The 21,205-nt window shown below is 63.4% G+C and carries 22 protein-coding genes; 9 read left to right on the plus strand and 13 right to left on the minus strand.

Annotated features, from left to right (window positions below; all coding sequences use genetic code 11):
- Position 1: 1 nt before the first annotated feature.
- The 9 genes from EB809_RS14760 to EB809_RS14795 all read right to left on the minus strand — a co-directional run bounded on the left by EB809_RS14760 (position 2) and on the right by EB809_RS14795 (position 7,911).
- Complete coding sequence (locus tag EB809_RS14760) at positions 2-703, minus strand: response regulator transcription factor (RefSeq protein WP_123635599.1); 702 nt, start codon at positions 701-703, stop codon at positions 2-4.
- A gap of 75 nt (positions 704-778) precedes the next feature.
- A complete protein-coding gene (locus EB809_RS14765; RefSeq protein WP_123635600.1) occupies positions 779-1,078 on the minus strand; it encodes a hypothetical protein in 300 nt (99 codons plus the stop codon).
- A 438-nt stretch (positions 1,079-1,516) separates the two neighbouring features.
- Positions 1,517-2,395: a carboxylate/amino acid/amine transporter gene (locus tag EB809_RS14770; RefSeq protein ID WP_123635601.1), complete on the minus strand. Its 879-nt coding sequence runs from the start codon at positions 2,393-2,395 to the stop codon at positions 1,517-1,519.
- A 259-nt stretch (positions 2,396-2,654) separates the two neighbouring features.
- Positions 2,655-3,350: a GTP cyclohydrolase I FolE gene (gene folE, locus EB809_RS14775; protein ID WP_123635602.1), complete on the minus strand. Its 696-nt coding sequence runs from the start codon at positions 3,348-3,350 to the stop codon at positions 2,655-2,657.
- A gap of 268 nt (positions 3,351-3,618) precedes the next feature.
- Positions 3,619-4,260: a hypothetical protein gene (locus EB809_RS14780; protein WP_223807982.1), complete on the minus strand. Its 642-nt coding sequence runs from the start codon at positions 4,258-4,260 to the stop codon at positions 3,619-3,621.
- Positions 4,257-5,042, minus strand: a complete 786-nt coding sequence (locus EB809_RS14785) for an SDR family oxidoreductase (protein WP_123635603.1) — start codon at positions 5,040-5,042, stop codon at positions 4,257-4,259. The genes EB809_RS14780 and EB809_RS14785 overlap by 4 nt, the downstream gene beginning before the upstream one ends.
- On the minus strand, positions 5,029-5,712 hold the full coding sequence (locus tag EB809_RS20975; RefSeq protein ID WP_165495774.1) for a TenA family transcriptional regulator: 684 nt from the start codon (positions 5,710-5,712) through the stop codon (positions 5,029-5,031). The genes EB809_RS14785 and EB809_RS20975 overlap by 14 nt, the downstream gene beginning before the upstream one ends.
- Before the next feature lie 23 nt (positions 5,713-5,735).
- Positions 5,736-7,241, minus strand: coding sequence for an AMP-binding protein (locus EB809_RS14790; RefSeq protein ID WP_190294921.1), 1,506 nt, complete (start codon positions 7,239-7,241; stop codon positions 5,736-5,738).
- Positions 7,225-7,911 (minus strand): thermostable hemolysin, encoded by a 687-nt coding sequence (locus EB809_RS14795; protein ID WP_223807983.1) that lies wholly within the window; start codon positions 7,909-7,911, stop codon positions 7,225-7,227. The genes EB809_RS14790 and EB809_RS14795 overlap by 17 nt, the downstream gene beginning before the upstream one ends.
- A gap of 135 nt (positions 7,912-8,046) precedes the next feature.
- Between EB809_RS14795 and EB809_RS14800 the strand changes: the two genes are divergently transcribed.
- Both EB809_RS14800 and EB809_RS14805 read left to right on the plus strand, forming a co-directional pair.
- Positions 8,047-8,733 (plus strand): response regulator transcription factor, encoded by a 687-nt coding sequence (locus EB809_RS14800; RefSeq protein WP_123635604.1) that lies wholly within the window; start codon positions 8,047-8,049, stop codon positions 8,731-8,733.
- Positions 8,733-10,127 (plus strand): ATP-binding protein, encoded by a 1,395-nt coding sequence (locus EB809_RS14805; RefSeq protein WP_123635605.1) that lies wholly within the window; start codon positions 8,733-8,735, stop codon positions 10,125-10,127. Before EB809_RS14800 ends, EB809_RS14805 begins: the two co-directional genes overlap by 1 nt.
- On the opposite strand, the gene EB809_RS14810 is transcribed toward EB809_RS14805, so the two are convergent.
- Entirely contained in the window at positions 10,114-11,028 is a 915-nt protein-coding gene (locus EB809_RS14810; protein ID WP_123635606.1) for an alpha/beta fold hydrolase, read from the minus strand. The genes EB809_RS14805 and EB809_RS14810 overlap by 14 nt on opposite strands.
- 178 nt (positions 11,029-11,206) lie before the next feature.
- Between EB809_RS14810 and EB809_RS14815 the strand changes: the two genes are divergently transcribed.
- Positions 11,207-12,607 carry an MATE family efflux transporter gene (locus EB809_RS14815; protein ID WP_123635607.1) on the plus strand — a complete coding sequence of 467 codons (1,401 nt, stop codon included), beginning with the start codon at positions 11,207-11,209 and terminating at the stop codon, positions 12,605-12,607.
- Here EB809_RS14815 and EB809_RS14820 read toward each other — a convergent pair.
- Complete coding sequence (locus tag EB809_RS14820) at positions 12,528-13,559, minus strand: GGDEF domain-containing protein (protein ID WP_317848726.1); 1,032 nt, start codon at positions 13,557-13,559, stop codon at positions 12,528-12,530. The genes EB809_RS14815 and EB809_RS14820 overlap by 80 nt on opposite strands.
- Before the next feature lie 224 nt (positions 13,560-13,783).
- Between EB809_RS14820 and EB809_RS14825 the strand changes: the two genes are divergently transcribed.
- The 5 genes from EB809_RS14825 to EB809_RS14845 all read left to right on the plus strand — a co-directional run bounded on the left by EB809_RS14825 (position 13,784) and on the right by EB809_RS14845 (position 18,165).
- Positions 13,784-14,230, plus strand: a complete 447-nt coding sequence (locus EB809_RS14825; protein ID WP_123635608.1) for an acyl-CoA thioesterase — start codon at positions 13,784-13,786, stop codon at positions 14,228-14,230.
- A 140-nt stretch (positions 14,231-14,370) separates the two neighbouring features.
- The gene (locus EB809_RS14830; protein WP_123635609.1) at positions 14,371-15,504 is read left to right on the plus strand and encodes an HD-GYP domain-containing protein; all 1,134 of its coding nucleotides are present in this window, start codon (positions 14,371-14,373) and stop codon (positions 15,502-15,504) included.
- Between the two features lie 44 nt (positions 15,505-15,548).
- The gene (locus tag EB809_RS14835; protein ID WP_123635610.1) at positions 15,549-16,355 is read left to right on the plus strand and encodes a phosphotransferase; all 807 of its coding nucleotides are present in this window, start codon (positions 15,549-15,551) and stop codon (positions 16,353-16,355) included.
- 153 nt (positions 16,356-16,508) lie between these two features.
- Positions 16,509-17,189: a type 1 glutamine amidotransferase domain-containing protein gene (locus EB809_RS14840; protein WP_123635611.1), complete on the plus strand. Its 681-nt coding sequence runs from the start codon at positions 16,509-16,511 to the stop codon at positions 17,187-17,189.
- Between the two features lie 4 nt (positions 17,190-17,193).
- Positions 17,194-18,165, plus strand: a complete 972-nt coding sequence (locus EB809_RS14845; RefSeq protein ID WP_123635612.1) for an NAD(P)H-quinone oxidoreductase — start codon at positions 17,194-17,196, stop codon at positions 18,163-18,165.
- A gap of 72 nt (positions 18,166-18,237) precedes the next feature.
- Here EB809_RS14845 and fghA read toward each other — a convergent pair whose 3' ends face one another.
- Positions 18,238-19,074: an S-formylglutathione hydrolase gene (fghA, locus tag EB809_RS14850; RefSeq protein ID WP_123635613.1), complete on the minus strand. Its 837-nt coding sequence runs from the start codon at positions 19,072-19,074 to the stop codon at positions 18,238-18,240.
- A 251-nt stretch (positions 19,075-19,325) separates the two neighbouring features.
- Positions 19,326-19,754, minus strand: a complete 429-nt coding sequence (locus EB809_RS14855; RefSeq protein WP_123635614.1) for a CBS domain-containing protein — start codon at positions 19,752-19,754, stop codon at positions 19,326-19,328.
- 279 nt (positions 19,755-20,033) lie between these two features.
- Here EB809_RS14855 and EB809_RS14860 point away from each other — a divergent pair, with 279 nt between their 5' ends.
- Positions 20,034-21,077 (plus strand): GAF domain-containing protein, encoded by a 1,044-nt coding sequence (locus EB809_RS14860; RefSeq protein ID WP_123635615.1) that lies wholly within the window; start codon positions 20,034-20,036, stop codon positions 21,075-21,077.
- Positions 21,078-21,205: the final 128 nt, after the last annotated feature.

Genomic DNA, 21,205 nt, shown 5'->3' on the forward strand with positions numbered 1-21,205 from the left:
GTCAGTCCCGGAAACGATAGCCCACCCCCCAGACGGTCTGGACATAATAGGGGTCGGAAGGGTCGCGCTCGATCTTGCCGCGCAGGCGGTTGATGTGGGTGTTGACGGTGTGCTCGTAGCCTTCGTGGTTGTAGCCCCAGACGGCATCCAGCAGTTGGGTGCGGCTGAACACGCGACCGGGCTGGCGCGCGAAGTGGAACAGCAGGTCAAACTCGCGGGCGGTCAGGTCCACCTCGTCGCCGTTCACGGTGACTTTACGCCGGTCCGGGTCGATGGTCAGGCCGTCCACTTCGATCCGACCGCCGGTAGCTTCCGGCTCGCGGGGAGCAGACAGGGCGTCCACGCGGCGAAACAGCGCTTTGATGCGGGCCGCCAGCTCCGCCACGCTGAAGGGCTTGGTCAGGTAGTCGTCGGCACCCATTTCCAGGCCCAGTACCCGGTCCAGTTCGGTGGTCTTGGCGGTGAGCATCAGCACGGGCACATAGCCGGGGCCGGAGCGGATTTCCCGGCAGATGGACAGGCCGTCCAGGCCAGGGAGCATCAGATCGAGGACCACCAGGTCGATGCCGCCTTCCTGGTAACGGGCCAGGCCGTCGTCGCCCCGGGTCATCAGGATGGCTTCGCAGCCCAGGTCTTCGATGTGCATCTTGACCAGTTGGCCGATGCCGGGGTTGTCTTCGATGATCAATACGGTTCGGGTCATGGAGACGTCTCTGTCGCAGGCGGACCGGAAGAGCGTGCCACCGGTTCCGTCGCCGGTGGCACTGCCCCCGGCCGGTTACATGCTGTCCTTTTTGTCGTCGGACATCATGTCGTCCTTCATCATGTCATCCTTTTTCATATCATCATGATGCATGTCGTCCTGCATCATCTCATCCTTTTTCATGTCGTCGTGATGCATGCCATCGTCCTGCATCATGCTGTCTTTCTTCATGTCGTCATGGTGCATGCTGTCGTCCTGCATCCTATCGTCATGGCTCTTGTCGCCTTTCATCATGTCGTCCGCCTGCGCCAGGCCGGCGCCGAGGCCGAACAGGGCGGTGGTGAGTGCGAAGGCGATCGGGGTCAGTGTTTTCATCGTGCATTCTCCTTGTCATCCGAGCCCGCGGCCGCATGCCGTGGGTGTCACGATGCAGGATGAAGGACAGCACTCACAGGCCCATCACGGGGGCCTAAAGACTCTATAAAGGAAAGATCACAAAAACATCACGGGCAAGGGATTGGACGATACGGGGATGTGGGAGTTGGGCAAGCTTGCAATCTCGTGCCGGGAAGCGAGTGGGCGCCCTTGCCTTCGCTGGATTAGAAGGCCATCCGTGGCCGCTAATCCGACCAGGACGTCCCTGTCCTTCCTTCGGCAAGGGCACTCACTCGCTTCCATCGAACCTTTGAGATACCGCAGCTACTTCAAAAGCGATGCGGATCTTCCCTGAAATCTAATACTCTCTCCCCTTGGTGGGACGGGGGCTGCGCGGTCCGACGCATCGGAGAGGGGAGAACGCTTTTCCGGAGGACTCTACTTCGCCGCCCCATCCAAAGCCAGCCGCCCCCGCGAAAACCGCGCATTGACCCACAGCGACAGCGCCATCACCGCACCGCCCGCGAGCAACCGGCCGAGATCGGCATCGCGGTTCCAGATCAGCAGGTTCACCAGCAACCCGGCCGGCACCAGCGCGTTGTTCATGATCGCCAGTGTGCCGGCGTCCACCAGGCACGCCCCGCGGTTCCACAGGAACAGGCCAATACCGGAGGCGGCCAGCCCGAGCCAGGTCAGGATGCCCCACTGCAACGCGGTGTGCGGCAGCTTGTCTGGATTACCGAAGATCAGGAACGACGGCAGGGCGAACAGCAGCGCACCGGCGTAGAAGTAGCCAAAGAAACGGTAGAGTGGGATGTCAGTCGGGAAGCGCTGAATCAGGTGTTTGTAACCCACCTGCCCCGCTGCGAATGTAGCGTTGGCCACCTGCAGCAACAGGAAGCCGGTGAGGAAGTCCTCACTCAAGCCGTCGTAGCGGATAATGCCCGCCCCGAGGGTGGCAATTGCGGCTGCCACCAGGGCCATGGGCGAGAAGCGCCGGTTGAGGGCGTCGTCGATCAGGGTGACGTAGAGCGGCGTGAAGATGGTGAATAGCAGCACTTCCGGCACGCTCAGATAGGCGAACGAGCGGTAGAGGCACAGGTAAGTAATCCCGAACTGCAGCGCGCCGACGACGGTCACGCCGGTTTTCAGCTCCCAGCGCACGCCACGCCAGCGGGTCAACGGCAGGAAGGCCAGGCCAGCCAGCACCACTCGGCTCATGACCGCAAAGTCGCTGTCTACCTGGCCAGCCAGGAATTCACCGATCAGGCTGAAAGAAAAGGCCCAGAGAACCGTTACGAAAACCAGAAGCGCCACAGAAAACTCCCTAAACGGCGAAAGGTGGATAACCCGGAAATGCAGCAACGGCGGGATCAATGGGAACGGGTTCGATTCTCGCTTGAGTCGATGTAGCGGACGCTTCAGCTTCCGAGCAGGCCGCAGGCCTGCCGATATACCCGGGGCCCTGGCGGGCCCTCCGAAGCTGAAGCGTCGGCTACATCGAAACGCCAACCGCACGGCATCTTCTCAGGCCGCGCAGTATACGGGATTGAGAGGGGAAGTGTCGCGACGACCGTCAGGCCAGAAACTCGCGACGATACTGCGGATCCGTCTTGAAGCGACCGCCCAGCGCCATTGTCTCGGTACTGGAGCTGGTGTCCTGCACGCCGCGGGCTTTCACGCAGTAGTGGGTCGCGTCAATGTGAACCGCCACGTCCTCCACTTCCAGCAGGGTCTGCAACGCCACCAGGATCTGGTGGGTCAGTCGCTCCTGAACCTGGGGACGCTGGGCAAAGAAGCGCACGATGCGGTTGATCTTGGACAGGCCGATCACCTTGTCCTTCGGCAGGTACGCCACCCGGGCCAGGCCGTCGATGGTCACGAAGTGGTGCTCGCAGGTGCTGGTCAGGCTGATGTCACGCACCTTGACCATCTCGTCCACACCCATCTTGTTCTCGATCTGGGTGATCTTGGGGAACTGGCTGTAGTCCAGGCCGGCGAAGATCTCGTCCACGTACATGCGGGCGATGCGCGCCGGCGTGTCCATCAGACTGTCGTCGGTCAGGTCCAGTCCCAGCGTCTCGGCAACCCGGGCCATCAGGTCCGAGATGCGCTCGACTTTCTGGTCACGGGACAAGCGGTTATCCACCATCGGTGTTTCCAGCCCCTGTTCCACCAACGCCGATCGCACCGCCAGCGCTTCCTGGCTCAAGCTGGATACCGCTACGGACTGGCCGTCAAGAAAGGATGAGGTCTGCAATTGCTGCGACATGGGAAAGCCTCTGCCCTGATTTCTGCACACATTGACGCTATCTACGCTGGCGCCCGCAGGTGGATTACTTTGACGGCCACCGCCGTTGACCTGGATCGCGTAAACCAGGCCAGCCTGCCGGACCCCGTTGGGGTGTTCCGGAGAAAGGCGGCAATTATCCTTGTCACGGGAAAGAAGCGCAAAAAAAGATCGCATAAGACCGCGATAGTCAGGCCCTATGCGACGAAGGGAAGACCAGCCGGTTGCGGCTATCAACCGGCTGCAAGACTCACTGGATATCTTTGAGCAGCGCCTGGATTTCCTGGCGGCGGCCGGCGTCGGCGACCGGCCGCTCAGGCCGATCCGGTGCGGCGAGGGCGCGTTCCAGGTAGACCTTGGCCCGCTCGGGCTGGTCCTGGTCGACCAGGTAATCCCCGTAGAAGTAGTTGGGATCGATCCCGTTCGGATTGATCTTCAGGGCGGCTCGCAGGTGCTCTTCCGCCTTTTCATCGTCACCGAAGGAAATCGGCCAGCCCGGCACTTTGTAGTAGAGGCTGCCAAGGGAGGTGTGGGCGGATCCCTCGAGCGCGTTCTCATCGATCTTCAGCGCCTTTTCCAGGGACGCTTTGGCGTCCTTCACCAGACCCAGGGCACCCAGGCCGCCCTTGGCGCCGGCATAGGTGCTGAGAATGATGCCCTGCCAGATCAGCGGCTCAGCCCGGTCCGGGTAGGCCTTCACGAAGGCTTCCGCCTCGGGGACAAGATCCTTGAAGGCTTTCTCGCGGGCATCGTCGCCTTTCACTTCGTAATTCACGTGGGCCCAGTCACGCTGGACTTTCAGCAGGTCCTGGTCGAGGTTCGCGGCCTGGGCCTGGCCAAAGGCCAGCAGCGTCAGGGCCAGTGCGGCCGTCCAATGGATCAGGGTTTTCATGAAGACACTCCGGATTGCAGGAAACGACGGATAATGGGCAACTGTTTGAGCATGGCGCGATCCACCAGCCGTGGCAGTATCCCGTTGAGACGAACGAACAGCTTTTCCGGCCAGCCCAGGTAACGACGCTGCTGGTCGCTCTTCATGGCGGCCAGGATCTCCCCGGCAACGGCTTCCGGCGAATCCATCCGGTTGCCCAGGGCGGCATTGAGCTCGTTGACCGCGGTTGGATTCATCGACGTCTGGGTCGCCCGGGGCGCAACGTAAAGCACCTGTATCGCGGTATCCGCCAGTTCCCGACGCAGGGATTCGCTGAAGCCCCGCACGCCAAATTTGGTGGCGCAGTAGACGCCATAGCCGGGAAAGCCGATGCTGCCGAAGGTGGAACCCACAAAGACCAACGCGCCGCGACCCTGACGCCGGAAACGCGGCACGAAGTGATGGGCCACCAGGATAGCGCTGCGCAGGTTGACGCTGAGCAGGCTGTCCAGCGCCGCCACCGGCAGGTCCTCGATACCGGTGAAGATGTTCTGCCCGGCGCAGTGAATCACACCGTCAATGTCGGGATAGGCTTTCGACAGATCCGCCAGCACCCGGGGCAGGTCCGGCGCAGCCAGGTCGAGACTGACCTGCTCCACGCCATCGGCCCGACCGACCATCGGCTTGGGGTGGCGACTGGCCACAATGACCCGGCTGCCGGCTTCCACCAGCGGCTGGATCAGGGCCTGGCCGATGCCGCCACTGCCGCCCAGCAGCAGGAAAACGCGGTTACGCAGTTCCATACAGTCGACTCTCCTCCTGGTCGGGCAACGGAATGGCGTGCAGCATGTCGCCGTACAACCGGTACACCACCTTGGCGGTGTCCACGATCGCCGCCTGATCAGCCGGGTCGGTGATGCTGTCCATCAGGTTGCGGAAAAAGTCGAAGTGGTCCTGGTCCAGGCTGCCGTGGGAATAGAGGTAGCTGAAGGCCTGGTTGGGCAGCCCCAGGTGCTTCTGGATCTGCTGGCCCATCGGCGTGGCCAGCGACACGCTGGTGCCCTCCAGCACCTGGACCATGCCGAACAGACCAACCGGGTTGCCCCGGGCAATCAGGTCATACAGGTAGGACACCATCAGACGGATCGGCAAATCCGGCGTGCCGTGACGTACGGCGTCAGCCTCGGCGCCGCAGGCGGTGAGGTCGTTCAGGATCCACTCGTGGTGGCCGTACTCTTCCTCGATGTATTCCACCAAGGCCTTGCGCACGTGTTCCAGACGCTCCGGCAAACGACCGCCACAGGCCATCATCAACGGCGCCGTGTGTTTGACGTGGTGATAGGCCTGGCTCAGGAAGTATGTGTAGCTGTCCAGGGTAAAGCGCCCTTCCTGGATGGCCCCCATCACCGGTGCGCCGATCACGTGCGCCCGGTCCGGTTCGGTCTGTGCCTGGAGTTGGTCAAAGAAAGCCATGGATCATTCCTCGTGGTTCTGGATCAGCCGCAACGGGCTTCGGATAGGGTGATGGCGGCCGGATCGCTTTGTTCAGCGGCCGCCAGCAGCTCACCGAGATCGGCCATTAAACGGGGCCGGATCAGGCGGCCATTGGGAGTAACGTGCCCCTGATGCGGTGACAACGGTTCACGGCGGATATAGAGCTGTGACAAGCGGGCGTAGTCCGGAAGCGTCCGATTCAGCTCCGCCACGGCACGCGCCACGGCGTCACTGTCCCGGCTGTCGGCTATCACCAACAGGGCACGGGGTCTCGGCTCACCGTCACCAAATACCAGCGCCTGACGCGCGCCGACAGACTGCACCAGCTCACTCTCCAGCCACTCGGGATTGATATTGCGACCGTAGCTGGTGATCAGCAGGTTCTTGGAACGGCCGTTGACGACCAGGAAGCCATCGTCATCGAACTGGCCCAGATCGCCGGTAGCCAGAGGCTCCCGGGGACGTCGTTCATCGCCCAGATACCCCAGGTGGGTATTGCCGCGCACCAGGATCTCGCCCAGATTGCTCACCGACACCTCGACATGGGAGAGCGGCCTGCCCACGCAACCGGGCCGGTTGGCATCGGGGCCGTTGAGTGCCACCACCGAGCCACACTCGGACAGGCCATAGCCTTCATAGAGCGGCAGGCCCTGAGCGTCGGCGCGATCCAGCAACGCCGTCGAGACCTTACCGCCTCCCACAGCCAGGAAGCGGAAGCGCAGTCCCGATAGTGCGCCCTGTTCCGCGGCGGTCACCAGCAGCGTGGCCAGCTCCGGCACCAGGATCAGCGAATCGGGCTGACAGGCGTGCAAGGCCTGCAGCAACTTCGGCACATCCAGCTGGCTGCTGCCGGTGAAGCCCAGCTGGCTGACTGGCCAGACATGGACCGTCGCCCCCAGGGACAAAGGCAGATAGACGCCGGCGACGTTCTCCAGCAGCGTCGCCAGCGGCAGCACACAGAGGTGGCGTCGAATGCCGAGGGAGCCGACCCGCTCTGCCAGTGCCCGGACCGTCGCATCCTGATGCTCGCCGGACAGGCAGACGCCGCGTGGGGTGCCCGTGCTGCCAGAGGTAAAGGTGATCTTGGCCGTACCTGCCGGCACATGGCCTTCAACGCCGGTCGTGTGCAGCGTCCGCAGGCAGACCGGCCCCCAGATCGGGACCGATTCGATATCGCCTGACGGCAAATCCGCAGGGCGACCGAACAGCAGCCCCTGTAATCCGGCGCTGTCGCACAGATGCTGCACCTGTTTCTCCGAAAAGAAACCGGGGACCGGCACACACACCAGCTCGGCCAGACGGCAGGCCAGATCCGCAATGATCCACCCCGGACTGTTGTCACCACACAGACCCAGCCGCTGCAGGCCACTCTCACGCAGGCGCTCTGCCAGCACTTCCACGGCGGTCATCAGTTCTTCGTAAGTGAAGCTTTCATCCGGCGACTTCAGGGCAATGGCGTCGGGCTGCTCCATCACCCGCTGCAAGACGGTATCAAGCAGTGAGCTCATAGCGCCCTCCCGCAGCTGGCACCCGGTGGATGTGCCGCAGCAGGCCCAGTCGCGTGAGGGCATCATGGCCCGAGGGCACATGAGCCACCATGACCATGGGCGAGTGCTGGTAATAGCGGCCCCAGCCGCGGCCCTTGTCAGGCAGGCGCGCAGGATCGGCGTTGCCGACGATCTCGGTGCGGATGCCCATCCGATCGAAGCTGTTTCGCAGGTGGGACGTGCCGGTAAAGGCGATCCACTGCACGTCGCGGTCGGCGAGCCAGATGGTCAGTAGCGGGAACAGGAACCGGCTGACGCCGGGCTCGACCCCGGCCAGGTGCGCCACTTCGATAATGGAAGAGCGGGCGGAACCGTCCGGAATGGCGGACTCGATCGGCCCGTCCAGGTAATCCTCGAGAAACAGGCGTTCTTCGGCGGCGCAACGGACACCCACCGCAGCGGACACCCGGTTTTCGGGACTCAGCAGGGCCATCAGGCTGGCAATACGTAGGCGTGGTCGCGCACCATAGGCATCCAGGAAGCGACTTTGAATGAATCGGACAACCTGCTCTTCGGCAGGGGAATCCGGGCTGACGGAACACAGGCTACGACCGGCCAGGCTCAGCTCGGGGCGAAAATCCTCGGGCCATGAAAGCCGGTCCGGATGAGGCAAGGTATCAGGCATGGTCATCGGTCTCTCTCGTCAGGTTTACACAGACTAGAGGAGCCGCCTTAATGAAAACTTAAGCCGCCGACATCGGTTTCTTAAGCCATACTTAAGCTTTCTGTGGAAGCCTTGCGGGCGTTGCGGGAAAAGGATTCAGGAATGCGGATACTGCTGGTCGAAGACGATCACCACCTGGCCAGGACCATGCTGGGCATGTTGCGGGAACACCACGACACCGTCGACTGGATCGACGATGGCCAGAAAGCGGCCAATGCCATTGCCGACGAGCATTTCGATCTCGTCCTGCTGGACCTGACCCTGCCCCGCAAGGATGGGCTGGACGTCCTCAAGGACGTGCGCAAGCGCGGCGTTCCAACGCCGATCATCATCCTCACTGCCCGTGGCGATATGGATGAAAAGCTCACAGGACTGGATGCCGGCGCCGACGACTATATGACCAAGCCATTCGTCATGGCCGAGCTGAAAGCCCGCATCCGTGCCGTGACCCGCCGCGCCGAAGGCAAGGCCGACAGCAGCCTGGTCGTCGGCCACCTGAAGCTGAATCCCGAACACGGCCAGCTGTTCCTCGCCGACAGTGCCGTGACCCTGCCCCGGGCGGAATTCCAGATCCTGCACTACCTGATGCGCCACCCGGACCAGGTCGCCACCCGCCGACGCCTGGAAGACCAGCTGTACGGCTGGGACCACGGCGCCGAAAGCAACGCCCTGGAAGTCCACATCCACCACCTGCGCCGGCGAATCGGCAAGACGCTGATTCGCACTGTCCGCGGGGTCGGCTACATGCTCGACTCCAATGAAGCCCGCAACGCCGATGCCGTGTCCTGATGTCCCTGACCCGCAAGCTTTCCCTGACCGTCGCCCTGTTGACCCTGTTCCTGGCCCTGGTTGCCGCCGTCTGGAGTTATCTGGGCAGCAACCATGAACTGGAAGAAGTGTTCGATGCCGAACTGGCCCAGAGCGCCCGGATCGTTCAGGGTCTGGTTCACCACCTCTCTCACGATCAGCCACTGGGCCAGTTGAAGGACGCGCTGGAAGACTCGCTGCAACTGCCGCCCGGCGTGGACGACCCGGACGACGGCGATGAAGCCCTGCCCAATCAGCTGGGCCATAAATACGAGAAGAAAATCGCCTTCCAGATCTGGGCGAAGGACAGCACCCCCCTGCTGTCGTCGCCCGCCCTCACCGAACAGAGTGACCGGCCCTCGCCCGGCTATGCGTGGGCCGAATCCGGCGGCTACCAGTGGCGCACCTTCACGCTGCGCGATCCGGAAACCGGCCTGTGGATCCTGAGCGGTCAGCGCGAGGATATCCGCAGCGAACTGAGCGGTGAACTGGCCATGAGCAACGTGCTGCCGCTGTTGATCGTATTGCCTGTCCTGCTGGTTTTGGTGGTCCTGGCCATCCGCTGGACCTTCCGGCCGCTGCGCCAACTGGAACGCCCGATCCGCAACATGGCGCCGGAACGCATTCACCACCTCGACGAAAAGCAGGCTCCGCCGGAAGTCCATGGTCTGGTCAGTGCCGTCAACGGCCTGCTGCGACGCCTGGATCAGGCGCTGGAGCGGGAACGCCAGTTCTCCGCCGATGCCGCCCATGAGCTGCGCACACCGCTGGCCGCCCTGCGCCTGAACCTGGAAGAGGCCAGCGAAAAATCTCCCGGGCAATTTGCGGACCTGTTGGCGTCGGTAGACCGGATGAATCACCTGGTCGAACAGATGCTGTTGCTGAGTCGCATTGACGCTGGCGCCCCCGGCGAACCCCAGTTGGACAGCATTTCGGACATCGTGGCCCAGGCCGTGGCCGATGTGGCCCCGGTGGCGCTCCGGGACAACGTGGAACTGATTCTCGACGATCGCGTCGACAGCGACCGGGTTCTCTGCCACAGCGCGCTGATTGCCACCCTGGTGCGGTCACTGGCCGCCAACGCCATCCAGTACAGCCCGGCCGGCAGTGAAGTCACCCTGCAATTAACGGAAAAGGGCGCCGACACCTGCCTGAGGATCTGCGACAGTGGACCGGGCATTGCCCCGGAGGCTCGGGAACGGGCCCTGCAACGGTTCGTAAGACTGGATCAGCGCCAGGGCAGCGGCGCCGGTCTGGGGCTGGCCATCGCCAACCGGATTGCCGAACTCCACGGCGGCCGCCTTGTGCTGGAAGACCGGGACGACGGGCGCCCCGGACTCTGCGTCCGGGTCATGTTGCCCCTCACGCGGCTTTGACGATTTCCCGCAGACGCTCGAACAGCTCAGCCTGGAAAGTTTCAGACAGCGGATAAAGATGCCCAGCGTCCGGAAGCAGGCGGACATCCGCATTGGGCAGGTTCTCCGCCAGGTGACGGGCATAGGCCACCGGCACGAACGGATCCTCGCGCCCCTGGTAGATCAGCGTGCGCACGCCGACTTCCCGCAGACGGAACCCCCAGTCCACCAGTTCGGTCATCAAATCCTGGGCGATGGCCCGGCCCCCGCTTTCCAGACAGGTGATCTGATCCGCCCGGAACAGCTGGGTGCGCATGAAGGACGACAGCAGTGCCCGATCGTCGGCGCTGATCAGCTGACGGGCCTCACGCATGTACAGGCCCGGATGGCGGCGTGACAGGCGCATCACCACCCGCACCACCAACCGCAGCAGCGTCGGGCTGATCCGCGCCAGCATCGGACCCGGCCAGCGGGTGGCCTCCAGCAACACCTTGCGGCCGTCGTATTCGGCGAAATTGGTATACCCGGACAGGGACACCGCCAGCCGGACCCGCTCGGGCATGGCATAGGCACAGGCCAGGGTCCGCGAGCCGCCGCTGGACCAGCCCATGTGGATAAACCGGTCGATGCCGAGCGCATCCGCCAGCTGGGCCACATCATCGGGATAGTCCAACAGCACGCGGTCCGCCTGGAACGTGGAGCCGCCAATCCCCGGCCGGTCCGGCGTGATGATGCGAAACCCGTGGCGCCGGGCCTGGCGATGGAAGAACCAGCCCTCCATGCGGCAGCCGGGCATACCGTGGGCAAACAGGATCGGCGTACCCTGAGGATCCCCCAGGTCGGTGTAGACCAGATCGCGACCGTCTCGCAGCGAGAGGCGGCCGTCGTGACTTCGAAACTGGACAAAGCGGTTGATGGTCATCTTCCTTGTGACGGTGGGTGCCGGCGGACCCGACACAACGGGACTTCCGCAGTCTAGCAGGTGTCCGGGCATCCGTAGATTCCACTATGACCTGAGTCAGCTCTGCGGTGTGGCTTCATGATAGTCTCAACCGCGCTCTATCTCCCTGAACCGCCCTTTCACCTTGGACGCAAGACCCGTGGACGACACCCATCAGCCCATTCCCGAAGCCCGGCAAGGCACCGTGGCCCGCACCCTGGCGGAGTGGAAGACGTTGGCGCTTCTGGGCGGCCCCATCCTGATCGCTCAGATCGCCCAGGTGGCCAACGGCGTGATCGATACGGTCATGGCCGGCCACGCCAGCGCCGAAGACCTGGCCGCGGTGGGCATCGGCAGCAGCCTGTGGGTGCCGCTGTTCCTGATGTTCATGGGTGTGTTGGGTGCGCTGCAGCCCATCGTTTCCGGTCACCGGGGCGCCCGGGCCTTCGGGCAGATCATGCCGGTCACCTGGCAGGGCATCTACATCGGGCTGGGCGCCGCGCTGATCATGGTGGGCCTGCTGCTCAACGTGCGGCCCGTTCTCAACCTGCTGCGGCTGGACCTGCACACTGCGCTGCTGACCCAGGGCTACCTGGACGCCTTCTGCTGGGGCGTGCCGGCCATCCTGCTGATGACTGCCCTGCGTGGGTTGACGGACGGGCTGGGCCATACGCATGTGATCATGGCGTTTTCGGTGCTGGGCACGCTGATCAACCTGCCCCTGAACTACATCTTCATCTACGGCAAGCTGGGCATGCCGGCCATGGGCGGCGTCGGCTGCGGCTGGGCCACGTCGATATCCAGCTGGATCGCCATGCTCAGCCTGCTGGTCTACCTGAATCGCAGCCGGGTCTTCCACCACTTTCACCTGTGGCGGGAGCGGGCCAGGCCGGACTGGGAGATCATCAACGAAGTCCTGCGACTGGGCGTACCGATCGGGTTCACCATCTTCGTCGAGGCCAGCATGTTCTCGGTGATCGCGCTGTTCCTGGCACCGCTGGGACCCGTGGTGGTGGCGGGTCATCAGATTGCCCTGAACGTGGTGTCGCTGGTGTTCATGGTGCCGCTCAGTCTGGGCATGGCCCTGACGCTGCGCATCAGCTTCCTGGTAGGCGCCCGCGAGACGGACACTGCACGCCTGCTCGGTCGCAGTACGCTGATACTGTCGGTCGCCATTGCCCTGTGTTTCGCCTCGATCCTGTGGCTGGGCAACAGCCTGATCGCCGCCCTCTACACCAACGATCCGGCGGTGCAGGCGGTGTCGATGCACCTGCTGGTGTTCGCCGCCCTGTTCCAGATCGCCGACGTCACCCAGGTCACCTGCATCAGCGCGCTGCGCGGTTACAAGGACACCAGCGTTCCCATGGTGATCATGGTATTCTCGTTCTGGGGGATCGGTTTGCCGCTGGGCTGGGTATTGACGTTCACCGATACGTTCGCCGAGCCCATGGGCGCGGCCGGGTTCTGGGTCGGGCTGACGGTCAGCCTGGTATCCGCTGGTCTGATGCTGGGGACGAGGCTATTTCGCTTCCGGGTGTCGGCTCAGCCGGCAACAGCCTGATCACCACCTGGTTGCGACCGCGGCTCTTGGCTTCGTAGAGGGCGTCGTCGGCGCGGGCCAGCCAGGATTCGGCATCGTCCCCCGGCTGCAGGCAGGAGACACCGAATGACGCGGTGATCGGACCGGTGGGCGTCTGCAGTTCGCTGGCCACTTTGTGCCGCAGGTTTTCCGCCACCGCCTGGATGCCGCTGGCCTGTACACCGGGCATCAACAGGACGAATTCTTCTCCACCAAACCGGAACAGCTGATCGCTGCGGCGGGTACAGCGCCGGACCAGGTCGGTGCACTCCACCAGCGCCTCATCCCCCCGGGCGTGTCCGTAGGCATCGTTGATGCGCTTGAAGTGATCGAGATCGAAGATGATCAGGGCGTAGGGCATGTCATTGCGGATGTGGTTGGCCACCGCTGCCTGCATCTCCTCCTCCATGGCCCGACGATTCTTCACGCCGGTAAGTGGGTCGTGGGTCGCCAGTCGTTCGAGGCGCTCGCGCTGATGCTCGTTGCGCCGGGCAAAGATGTAGGCGCAACTGCTGACCACGATGCAGGTGGTGACGAAAGACAGCATCTGTTCATGGGAATCAAAGGCGGAACCGTCAATCATCAACGCCGCCAGGGCCATGCTGTTCACTACCACCGCCACGATCGGTGTGGCCAGGAAGAAGCTGGTGACCAGGGCGGGGAACAGCCAGAACAGCCCTTCATCTCCCAGCAACGAGGCCACCATCACGCCACCCGTGCAGGTGAACACCGCCAGACATAAGCCGGCGCGGCGATTGTCGCCGGTCAGCCAGGCGTACGCCACGGCGGCGCAGATGGAAGCCAGGATCAGCAGGTCGGTAATGCCGGCGGTGACGTTCCCGGTCAGGAAACGGAACACGGCAAACGGGGTAATGCCAAAAACCGCACAGGCACCGAGCAGGGTAATGATCGACAGTTGAAAGTCGTGTCTCAATCGATAGAACATGGTGCGCAAGCCAGCCAAAGCGGGGACGGCGGTGTCCCGATTATTATTGGTTATTGTCGGTGGGCGACCCGACCTTGCGCCATGACACGGCGCACAGTCCTTCCGTGATCCGCCCGGAATCTGTCAACAGCGTAGTCGGTTCCGGAAAAAAGGGTAGCCTCTTGTACCAAATGTTACGAAGCAGATCCCATAATTGAAAGGAGCATGACCGCATGCCTGAGCCTTTTGAATACCGCCTGCGGGTGCGCTATGGCGAATGCGACACTCAGGGCGTGGTGTTCAACGCCCGCTACGGCGACTATGTCGATATCGCCATGAACGAGTACATCCGCACGCTGTTCGGCGACTACCAGCGCCTGCTGGACCAGGGGGTGGATATCCAGGTGGTCAACCTGAACCAGAACTGGCACGCCCCCGCCCACTTCGATGACGTCCTCTGCGCCCGCATCGAGCCGGGCCGGATCGGCAACACGTCGTTCGGCCTGCACATCGCGTTTGTGGAATACCGCGAGCAGCGCCTCGTCATGACCGCCGACATCACTTACGTCCTGATCGACGCCCGGGTCGGCGGCAAGACGCCCATCCCCGAGGCCATCCGCCGCCAGCTGGCCGACGGCGCCCCCGAGACGGTGATCAGCCACGCCGGTGAGACCGGCTGAGCCCTCCGGAAAGCAAAAACTTGTTACAGGGCGTCTTTCGCGCGTCCGGTCTATTACAACCCGGAAAGAAATAGGCTAAATTGGTCGGATGGGCCTCTGGAAGGCCTCAATTATAATAAGCTCCGGAAAGCGTGCGCGTTGTGCCAAACCTAGTCCGAATCGCCCCTGGCGCCCTGATTATCGGCAAGCCACTGCCGTGGACCGTCTATGACGCGGACGGCAATGTACTGCTGACCCAGGGATACGTCATCCAGACCGACGTCCAGCTGGAGCAGCTGTTCGAGCGCGGCCTGTTCTATCCCCGCCGCAGCGATGCCCCCGAACCGGAGCCGGAACCCGAGGAAGACATCCGGCCCCGCAACCCCTTCAGCGACTACCCGGAACTCCTGCGGACCCTGGAAGTGACGCTGCAGTCGGTGCAGAACCAGTCACCGGATGCCCAGCGCCGGGTGATTGGCCTGGCCAACCTGGTGGTCCGCTGCTGCCGGGAAGCACCGGATCCGTGCCTGGCGCTGGTGCACCTGTATTCTGTGGAGCCAACCGCCTACGAACAAACCCTGTTCTACGCCATCATTTGCTATTTCACGGCCCAGCAGTTGGGAATGGACGACAAACGGGTACTGGTTCTGCTGGGCGCCGCCCTGACCGCCAACCTCGCCCTGCTGCCGATCCTCGACAAGCTCAACCAGTCCCGGCGCCGGCTGAGCGACGACCAGCGCGCTATCATCCGCAAGCACCCCATCCTGAGCGTTGCCGCCCTGGAACGGGCGGGGATCGACAACCGTCTGCTGCTGAAAATCGTGAGCCAGCACCATGAACAGCCGGACGGTTCCGGTTATCCCGAGGGCCTCAGCGGCCGGGACATCCTGCCGGAAGCGCGTATGCTGGCGCTGGCCGAGCGTTACACCGCGATGATCACCCGGCGCGCCTACCGCGACCGTTTCAGCATCACCCAGGCCCGGTCCGAACTGGCCGAAGCCAGCCACGGGTTGCACGACCGCAGTATCCACGACGCCCTGCTCAAGGCCATTACGGCTTATCCGCCGGGCTCACTGGTGCGGCTGGCCAACGGCGAAGTGGCGGTGGTGACCCATCGCGCCTCCGGCCTGCAGGGCACCCAGGCCCAGGCCATCATGAGCCCCACCGGCAACCGCTACATCGGCGCCTTCAGGCGCGACTGCTCCCGCCCGGAATACGAAATTCAGCAGGTGGAAGTCCCGGAAATGCTGCCGTCCATGGACTACGGCCAACTCTGGTCATTTGATCGTCACTGACTGCTGTGCGATAACACCGGCCAGAGCTTTCTGCCGGATCCGCCATGACGTCACCGCCTCCCCCCGACATCGACCGTTTGCTTGCCCCTCTGCCGGAGGACTGGCAACGCCGGTTGCGCCATGCCCACGCCGCTCGCGTCAATGCGGGTCTGTGCAATGAGGTGTATCGGCTCACCGCCGACGAAGGCGTGTTTGCACTGCGCCTGAACCATCCGCACCCGGATGCGCTGGGGATCGATACTGCCCGGGAACGGCAGGTGCTCAACACCATCGCCGGACAGCCCTGGGCGCCCATCGTCCATCACCACGATGCCAACAGCATGCTGAGCGAATGGATGCACGGCGAAGCGCCCCTGGGTGGCGCATCGACCCGGCTCCACTGGCTGGCTCACGCCCTGGAAAGCGTCCACACCATCACGACGCCGCTGCCTGTCATCGATATTCCGGAGCAGATGACCCGACTGGCACGGCGCTGCGGCCCTGATGCGTCCGCTGCACAACGGCGTGTCGATGCCCTGTTGACTCACTACCAGCCGCCCAACTGCCGGGTCCTCTGCCACCACGACTGGCATCCGGGGAACCTGCTGATCGGTCGCGGCGGCTGGACGCTGCTGGATTGGGAGTTCGCCGGCGCCGGCGATCCGCGCCTGGATGTGGGCGGCGCCATCAACGGTTTCGCACTGAACAGTGATCAGATCACCACACTGAGCCGTATGACCGGGTTCGGCGTATCGGAACTGAAACGGGCCAGCGCGATCATGACCGCACTGGAACGGCTCTGGTTTGCCGCCAACCCGACCCTGACGGATGACGCTTATCTCCGCCTGCGACAATGGATCGAGGCGAACTGATCATCCCGACGTGACGGGTTGAATAACGGCGGTATCGGTCCCTATATACTTCTATAGAGGCAGAAATATACCGGCAACCAGCTATTAGACGACCGGTCTAATATACGTTAGCGTTGAACCACGGTATTCAATGACGCACTCAGGAGGAACAACATGAAAGTACTGATGGTACTGACCTCGCACGACCAGATGGGCGACACCGGGCACAAGACCGGCTTCTGGCTCGAGGAATTTGCCTCCCCCTATTACGCCTTCGTGGACGCCGGCATCGACGTCACCCTGGCATCCCCTGCCGGCGGCCAGCCTCCGGTTGACCCCAACAGCGACGCCGAAGACGCCCAGACCGACGCCACGCGCCGCTTCAAACAGGACACCGAAGCCCGCAAGGCGCTGGCCAATACGTTGAAGCTGGACAGCGTCAGCTCATCCGATTTCGACGCCATTTTCTATCCGGGCGGTCACGGTCCGCTGTGGGATCTTGCCGAGGACCCGACGTCCATCACGCTGCTGGAAGCAGCGGCGGGCAACAGCACGGTGATCGGCGCGGTGTGTCACGCCCCCGGTGTCTTCCGTCACGTCAAGGGGCCCAACGGCGAAGCCCTGGTCAAAGGCCGCAAGGTGACCGGGTTCACCAACAGCGAGGAAGCGGCGGTTCAGCTGACCGATGTGGTTCCGTTCCTGGTGGAAGACATGCTCAAGGAGAGCGGTGGTGATTACAGTCGGACCGACGACTGGGGCTCTCACGTGGTGGTCGACGGCAACCTGATTACCGGCCAGAACCCGGCATCGTCGGAAGACGCCGCAAAAGCGGTCATCAAGGCCATCAAGGGCTGACACCATGAAAGCGATTGCCATCGACAACGACCGGCTCGAGTGGCGGGATCACCCGTCGCCGGGCTCGCCAAGAGCGAACGAGGTCCTGATCGACGTTGCCTATGCCGGTATGAACCGGGCCGATCTGATGCAACGCGCCGGCGCCTATCCACCGCCGCCGGGCGCGTCGGCGATTCTGGGCCTGGAAGTGAGCGGGCACGTGCATGCGGTGGGTGAGGACGTCACCCATCTCCAGGTCGGCGACCCGGTTTGTGCCTTGCTGGCCGGCGGTGGCTATGCGGAGCAGGTGATGGTGCCCGCGCCGCAGGTTCTGCCGCTACCGGAGAACGTGTCGCTGCGCGAAGCCGCGGGCCTGCCCGAAGTCTTCGCCACGGCGTGGCTCAATCTCTACATGGAAGCGGCGCTCAAACCGGGCGAACGCATCCTGCTCCATGCCGGCGCCAGCGGCGTCGGCACTGCCGTGATCCAGTTGGGTCGTGCGCTGGGCAATCCGGTCTTCGTGACGGCCGGCAGCGACGCCAAGGTGGAAGCCTGCATGAGACTGGGCGCAGACGACGGCTGGAATCGCCACAACGGCAGCTTTGTATCGGCCGTGCTGGACTGGGGCGGAGCCGATATGGTGCTGGACCCGGTCGGTGGCGATTACATCGGTTTGGATCAGCAGGTGCTGCGGCCCAACGGGCGCATCGTGCTGATCGGACTGATGGGTGGCCGGCAGGCCCAGTTGGATCTGGGCCTGATGCTGATGAAGCGTCAGCGCCTGATCGGCTCCACCCTCCGCTCACAGCCGGTGGCGGTCAAGGGTGACGTCATGGACGCGCTGTACGAGACGGTCTGGCCGTTGCTGGCCGAAGGTGAGGTGCGGCCGATCATCGATCGGGAATACCCCATCGAAAAGGCCGCCAGTGCCATGGATTACCTGCAGTCCAACACCAGCCAGGGTAAGGTGGTGCTGCAGGTGGACGGCGACGCCTGACACGTCACCCCATCTCTGGTCCGGGGGCGCGAGTCCAGCGCCCCCGACGTCAAGCCCCCAAGGCCGCGTGAATTACAGCAGGCCCAGCGCCTTGGCGTGGTGATCCAGGTGCTCGTCAATGAACGAGGCGATGAAGAAGTAGCTGTGGTCATAGCCGCTGTGCATGCGCAGCGTCACGTGGTGATGCACGCGCTCACAGGCCTCGGCCAGCGTCTCCGGATAGAGCTGCTCCTCCAGGAACTGGTCGGCCGTGCCCTGATCGATCAGCAGAGGCAGACGCTCCTCCGCCTCCGGAATCAGCAAGGTAGCGTCGTATTCTGCCCAGGTGGATTCATCCCCGCCCAGATACCCCAGGAACGCTTTCTGGCCCCAGGGGCAGGCCGTGGGGTGGCAAATGGGCGCGAACGCCGAAACCGAGGCGTAGCGACCCGGATTTTTCAGGGCGGCGATCAACGCGCCGTGCCCGCCCATGGAATGACCGGATACCGCTCGCTGGTCGGTCACCGGCAATTCGGCCTCCAGCAATGCCGGCAGTTCCCGGACCACGTAATCGTACATGCGGTAGTGCTTTGACCAGGGCGCCTGGGTGGCGTTGATGTAAAAGCCGGCCCCGCTGCCAAAATCATAGCTGTCGTCTTCGCCAGGCAGATCCACCCCACGCGGGCTGGTGTCCGGGCAGACGATGGCCAGGCCCAACTCTGCGGCCCGCTTCTGGGCTCCGGCCTTCTGCATGAAGTTTTCATCCGTGCAGGTCAGTCCCGACAACCAGTAAAGCACGGGCACAGGCGCCTTCCGGGCCTGCGGTGGCAGGAATACGGCAAACACCATGTCGCAATCCAGCACATCGGAACGATGGCGATACCGGCGGTGCTCGCCATTAAAGCAGCGGTTGGATGAAAGCAGTTCCATCGTTGATTCCTCTCTACCCAGTCCGGGGCAGCGCACAACCGTGTGACCCATCGTGATCGGCCCGCCTTCTGCGCCACCCTCAATTGCGGGAAAGGCGTCCGGGTCTAAAGCCGGACGCCCGCCAGTGTCCATCCTTCGGGCAAGCGTCGGCCTGCCTCGGGGTCCGTCGGGGTGAGCGGTTCAACCCGCCTGCCGCGGTTCTGTCAGGATCCGATCGCCTGGAGCCATGCCGATTTCCCCGTCGGCGGCGATCAATCCTCGGTGGCAAACCTCGGCACGGCCACCCCATAGCCGGTCTTGGCCAGAGCAGCCAGGATCGCGGCCCGGGTTATGATACCGACCAGACGGCCACCGTCCACCACGGGATAGATCTTGGGCTTGTTACGACCGAGATTCTGCGCCAGATCCACAACGGCCATCTCCGGTGGCACGGTCAGCGGATCGGAGAACATGACGTCCTCCACGACCGGCTCCCCTTCGTGGTGATAACTGGTCACCAGCATGGCATGAATGCAGTCCTGCTCGGAAACGAAGCCGAGCACGTGGCGCTTGTCATCCACGACCGGCAAGCCGGTAACGTGATTGCGCAGCAACACCTCCACGACCTTGGTCAGTGGCGTTCCACTGTGCACCGGTTCGATGTGATTCCACATCACATCGCCGACCTTGAGTGATCGCATGACGGACTCTCCTGTTCCAGCGGGGCGCTTGCCCCCGGAGGCATCGCAGGCGGGCGGTGGCGATGGCAGGACGGACGTTTTGAAGCGACGCCAATCCGCTACGGCCGGCCCCGTCGTTCGGCAATGCCCTGTTCCCTTAAACTAGGCAAAGTTGCGCCGATAGGGAAATACAAAAAAGGGATCGCAGGCGCCTTGACCATTGCTAACCCGGTGCTGTGAGCGATCCCGGAATATGCCTATACTGGTGTCAGTTCTTCAACCGTTTGCCGAAGGGACTCCATGAAAACACCACCCCGCCCGCACGATGAAATGCAGCGCCTGGACGCCCTGCGCACTCTCCGGGCTCTGGACACACCGGTGGAGGAGCGTTTCGAGCGCATCACGCGCCTGGCCCAGAAGTTCTTTGGCGTGGCCATGGCGGCCATCACGTTGGTGGACGAGGAACGCCAGTGGTTCAAGTCGATCCAGGGGCTGGACACCCGCCAGACCGACCGGCGTATTTCCTTCTGCGGGCACGCACTGCTCGAGGAACACCTGTTTGTTGTCGAGGACGCTGCCCAGGATCCCCGTTTCGCCGACAATCCGCTGGTCACCGGGCACCCCCATATTCGCTTCTACGCCGGCATTCCGCTCCGGGCGCGCAATCGTCAGCCGGTGGGCACCCTGTGTCTCATCGACAATCGTCCACGCCAAGCCGCGGATATGGACTTCGATGCCCTGCAGGACCTGGCCAGTCTGACGGAACGGGAATTTACGTTCGACAGCCCCGGCAACCGCGCTCCTACGAACACCATTCGCGGCGGCGCCCGGGAGAACCTGCTGGACGAAGTCACGGGCCTCTGGAACTGGGCCGGGCTGGTGCGCCAACTGGAGGAGTCCAACCAGCGTCTGAAGCTGATTGGTGGCGACATGACCCTGGTCTGGCTGCGGGTCGGGTTCGACAGGACGAGCCTCAGTGCAGAAGAAACCAATCATCTGCGCCGCGACTGGGCCGAGAAATTGCTGTCCGGGCTGGAGTTCTTCGATACGGCAGGGGTCGTGTCCGAAGGGGACTTCCTGATGATGGTCAGCGAGAGCGATCGCGCCCAGTTGCTGGTTCGGCTGGGCATGGTGGCCCAACGCCTGAGCCCGGAAGAGGGCAGGGACGGGGACCAACGGTTTCCCACGCACCTGGCCTTCGCGGCGATACGCTGCATTGACGGCCGCCTGGGCGTTGCGGAACTGCTCGACCAGTTGGAGATGGCCCTGCCGGACCCCGACAACGCCTCCGGCACCCTGGCCCTGATCGACGGCAACCAGCGCTCCCGGGTGGCGCTGCTGTAACCGGACATCACACGCTACTGTTCAGATTTTACGCAACATTTTCTTACAAAATTCGTAGACTACTTATTCCCCAAACTGCCGGATTATTGTACATTTCTCCTGCGTTTCGGGGATCCCCTCCAGAGACG

Source organism: Marinobacter sp. R17 (assembly GCF_003789045.1).
GTDB lineage: Bacteria > Pseudomonadota > Gammaproteobacteria > Pseudomonadales > Oleiphilaceae > Marinobacter_A > Marinobacter_A mangrovi.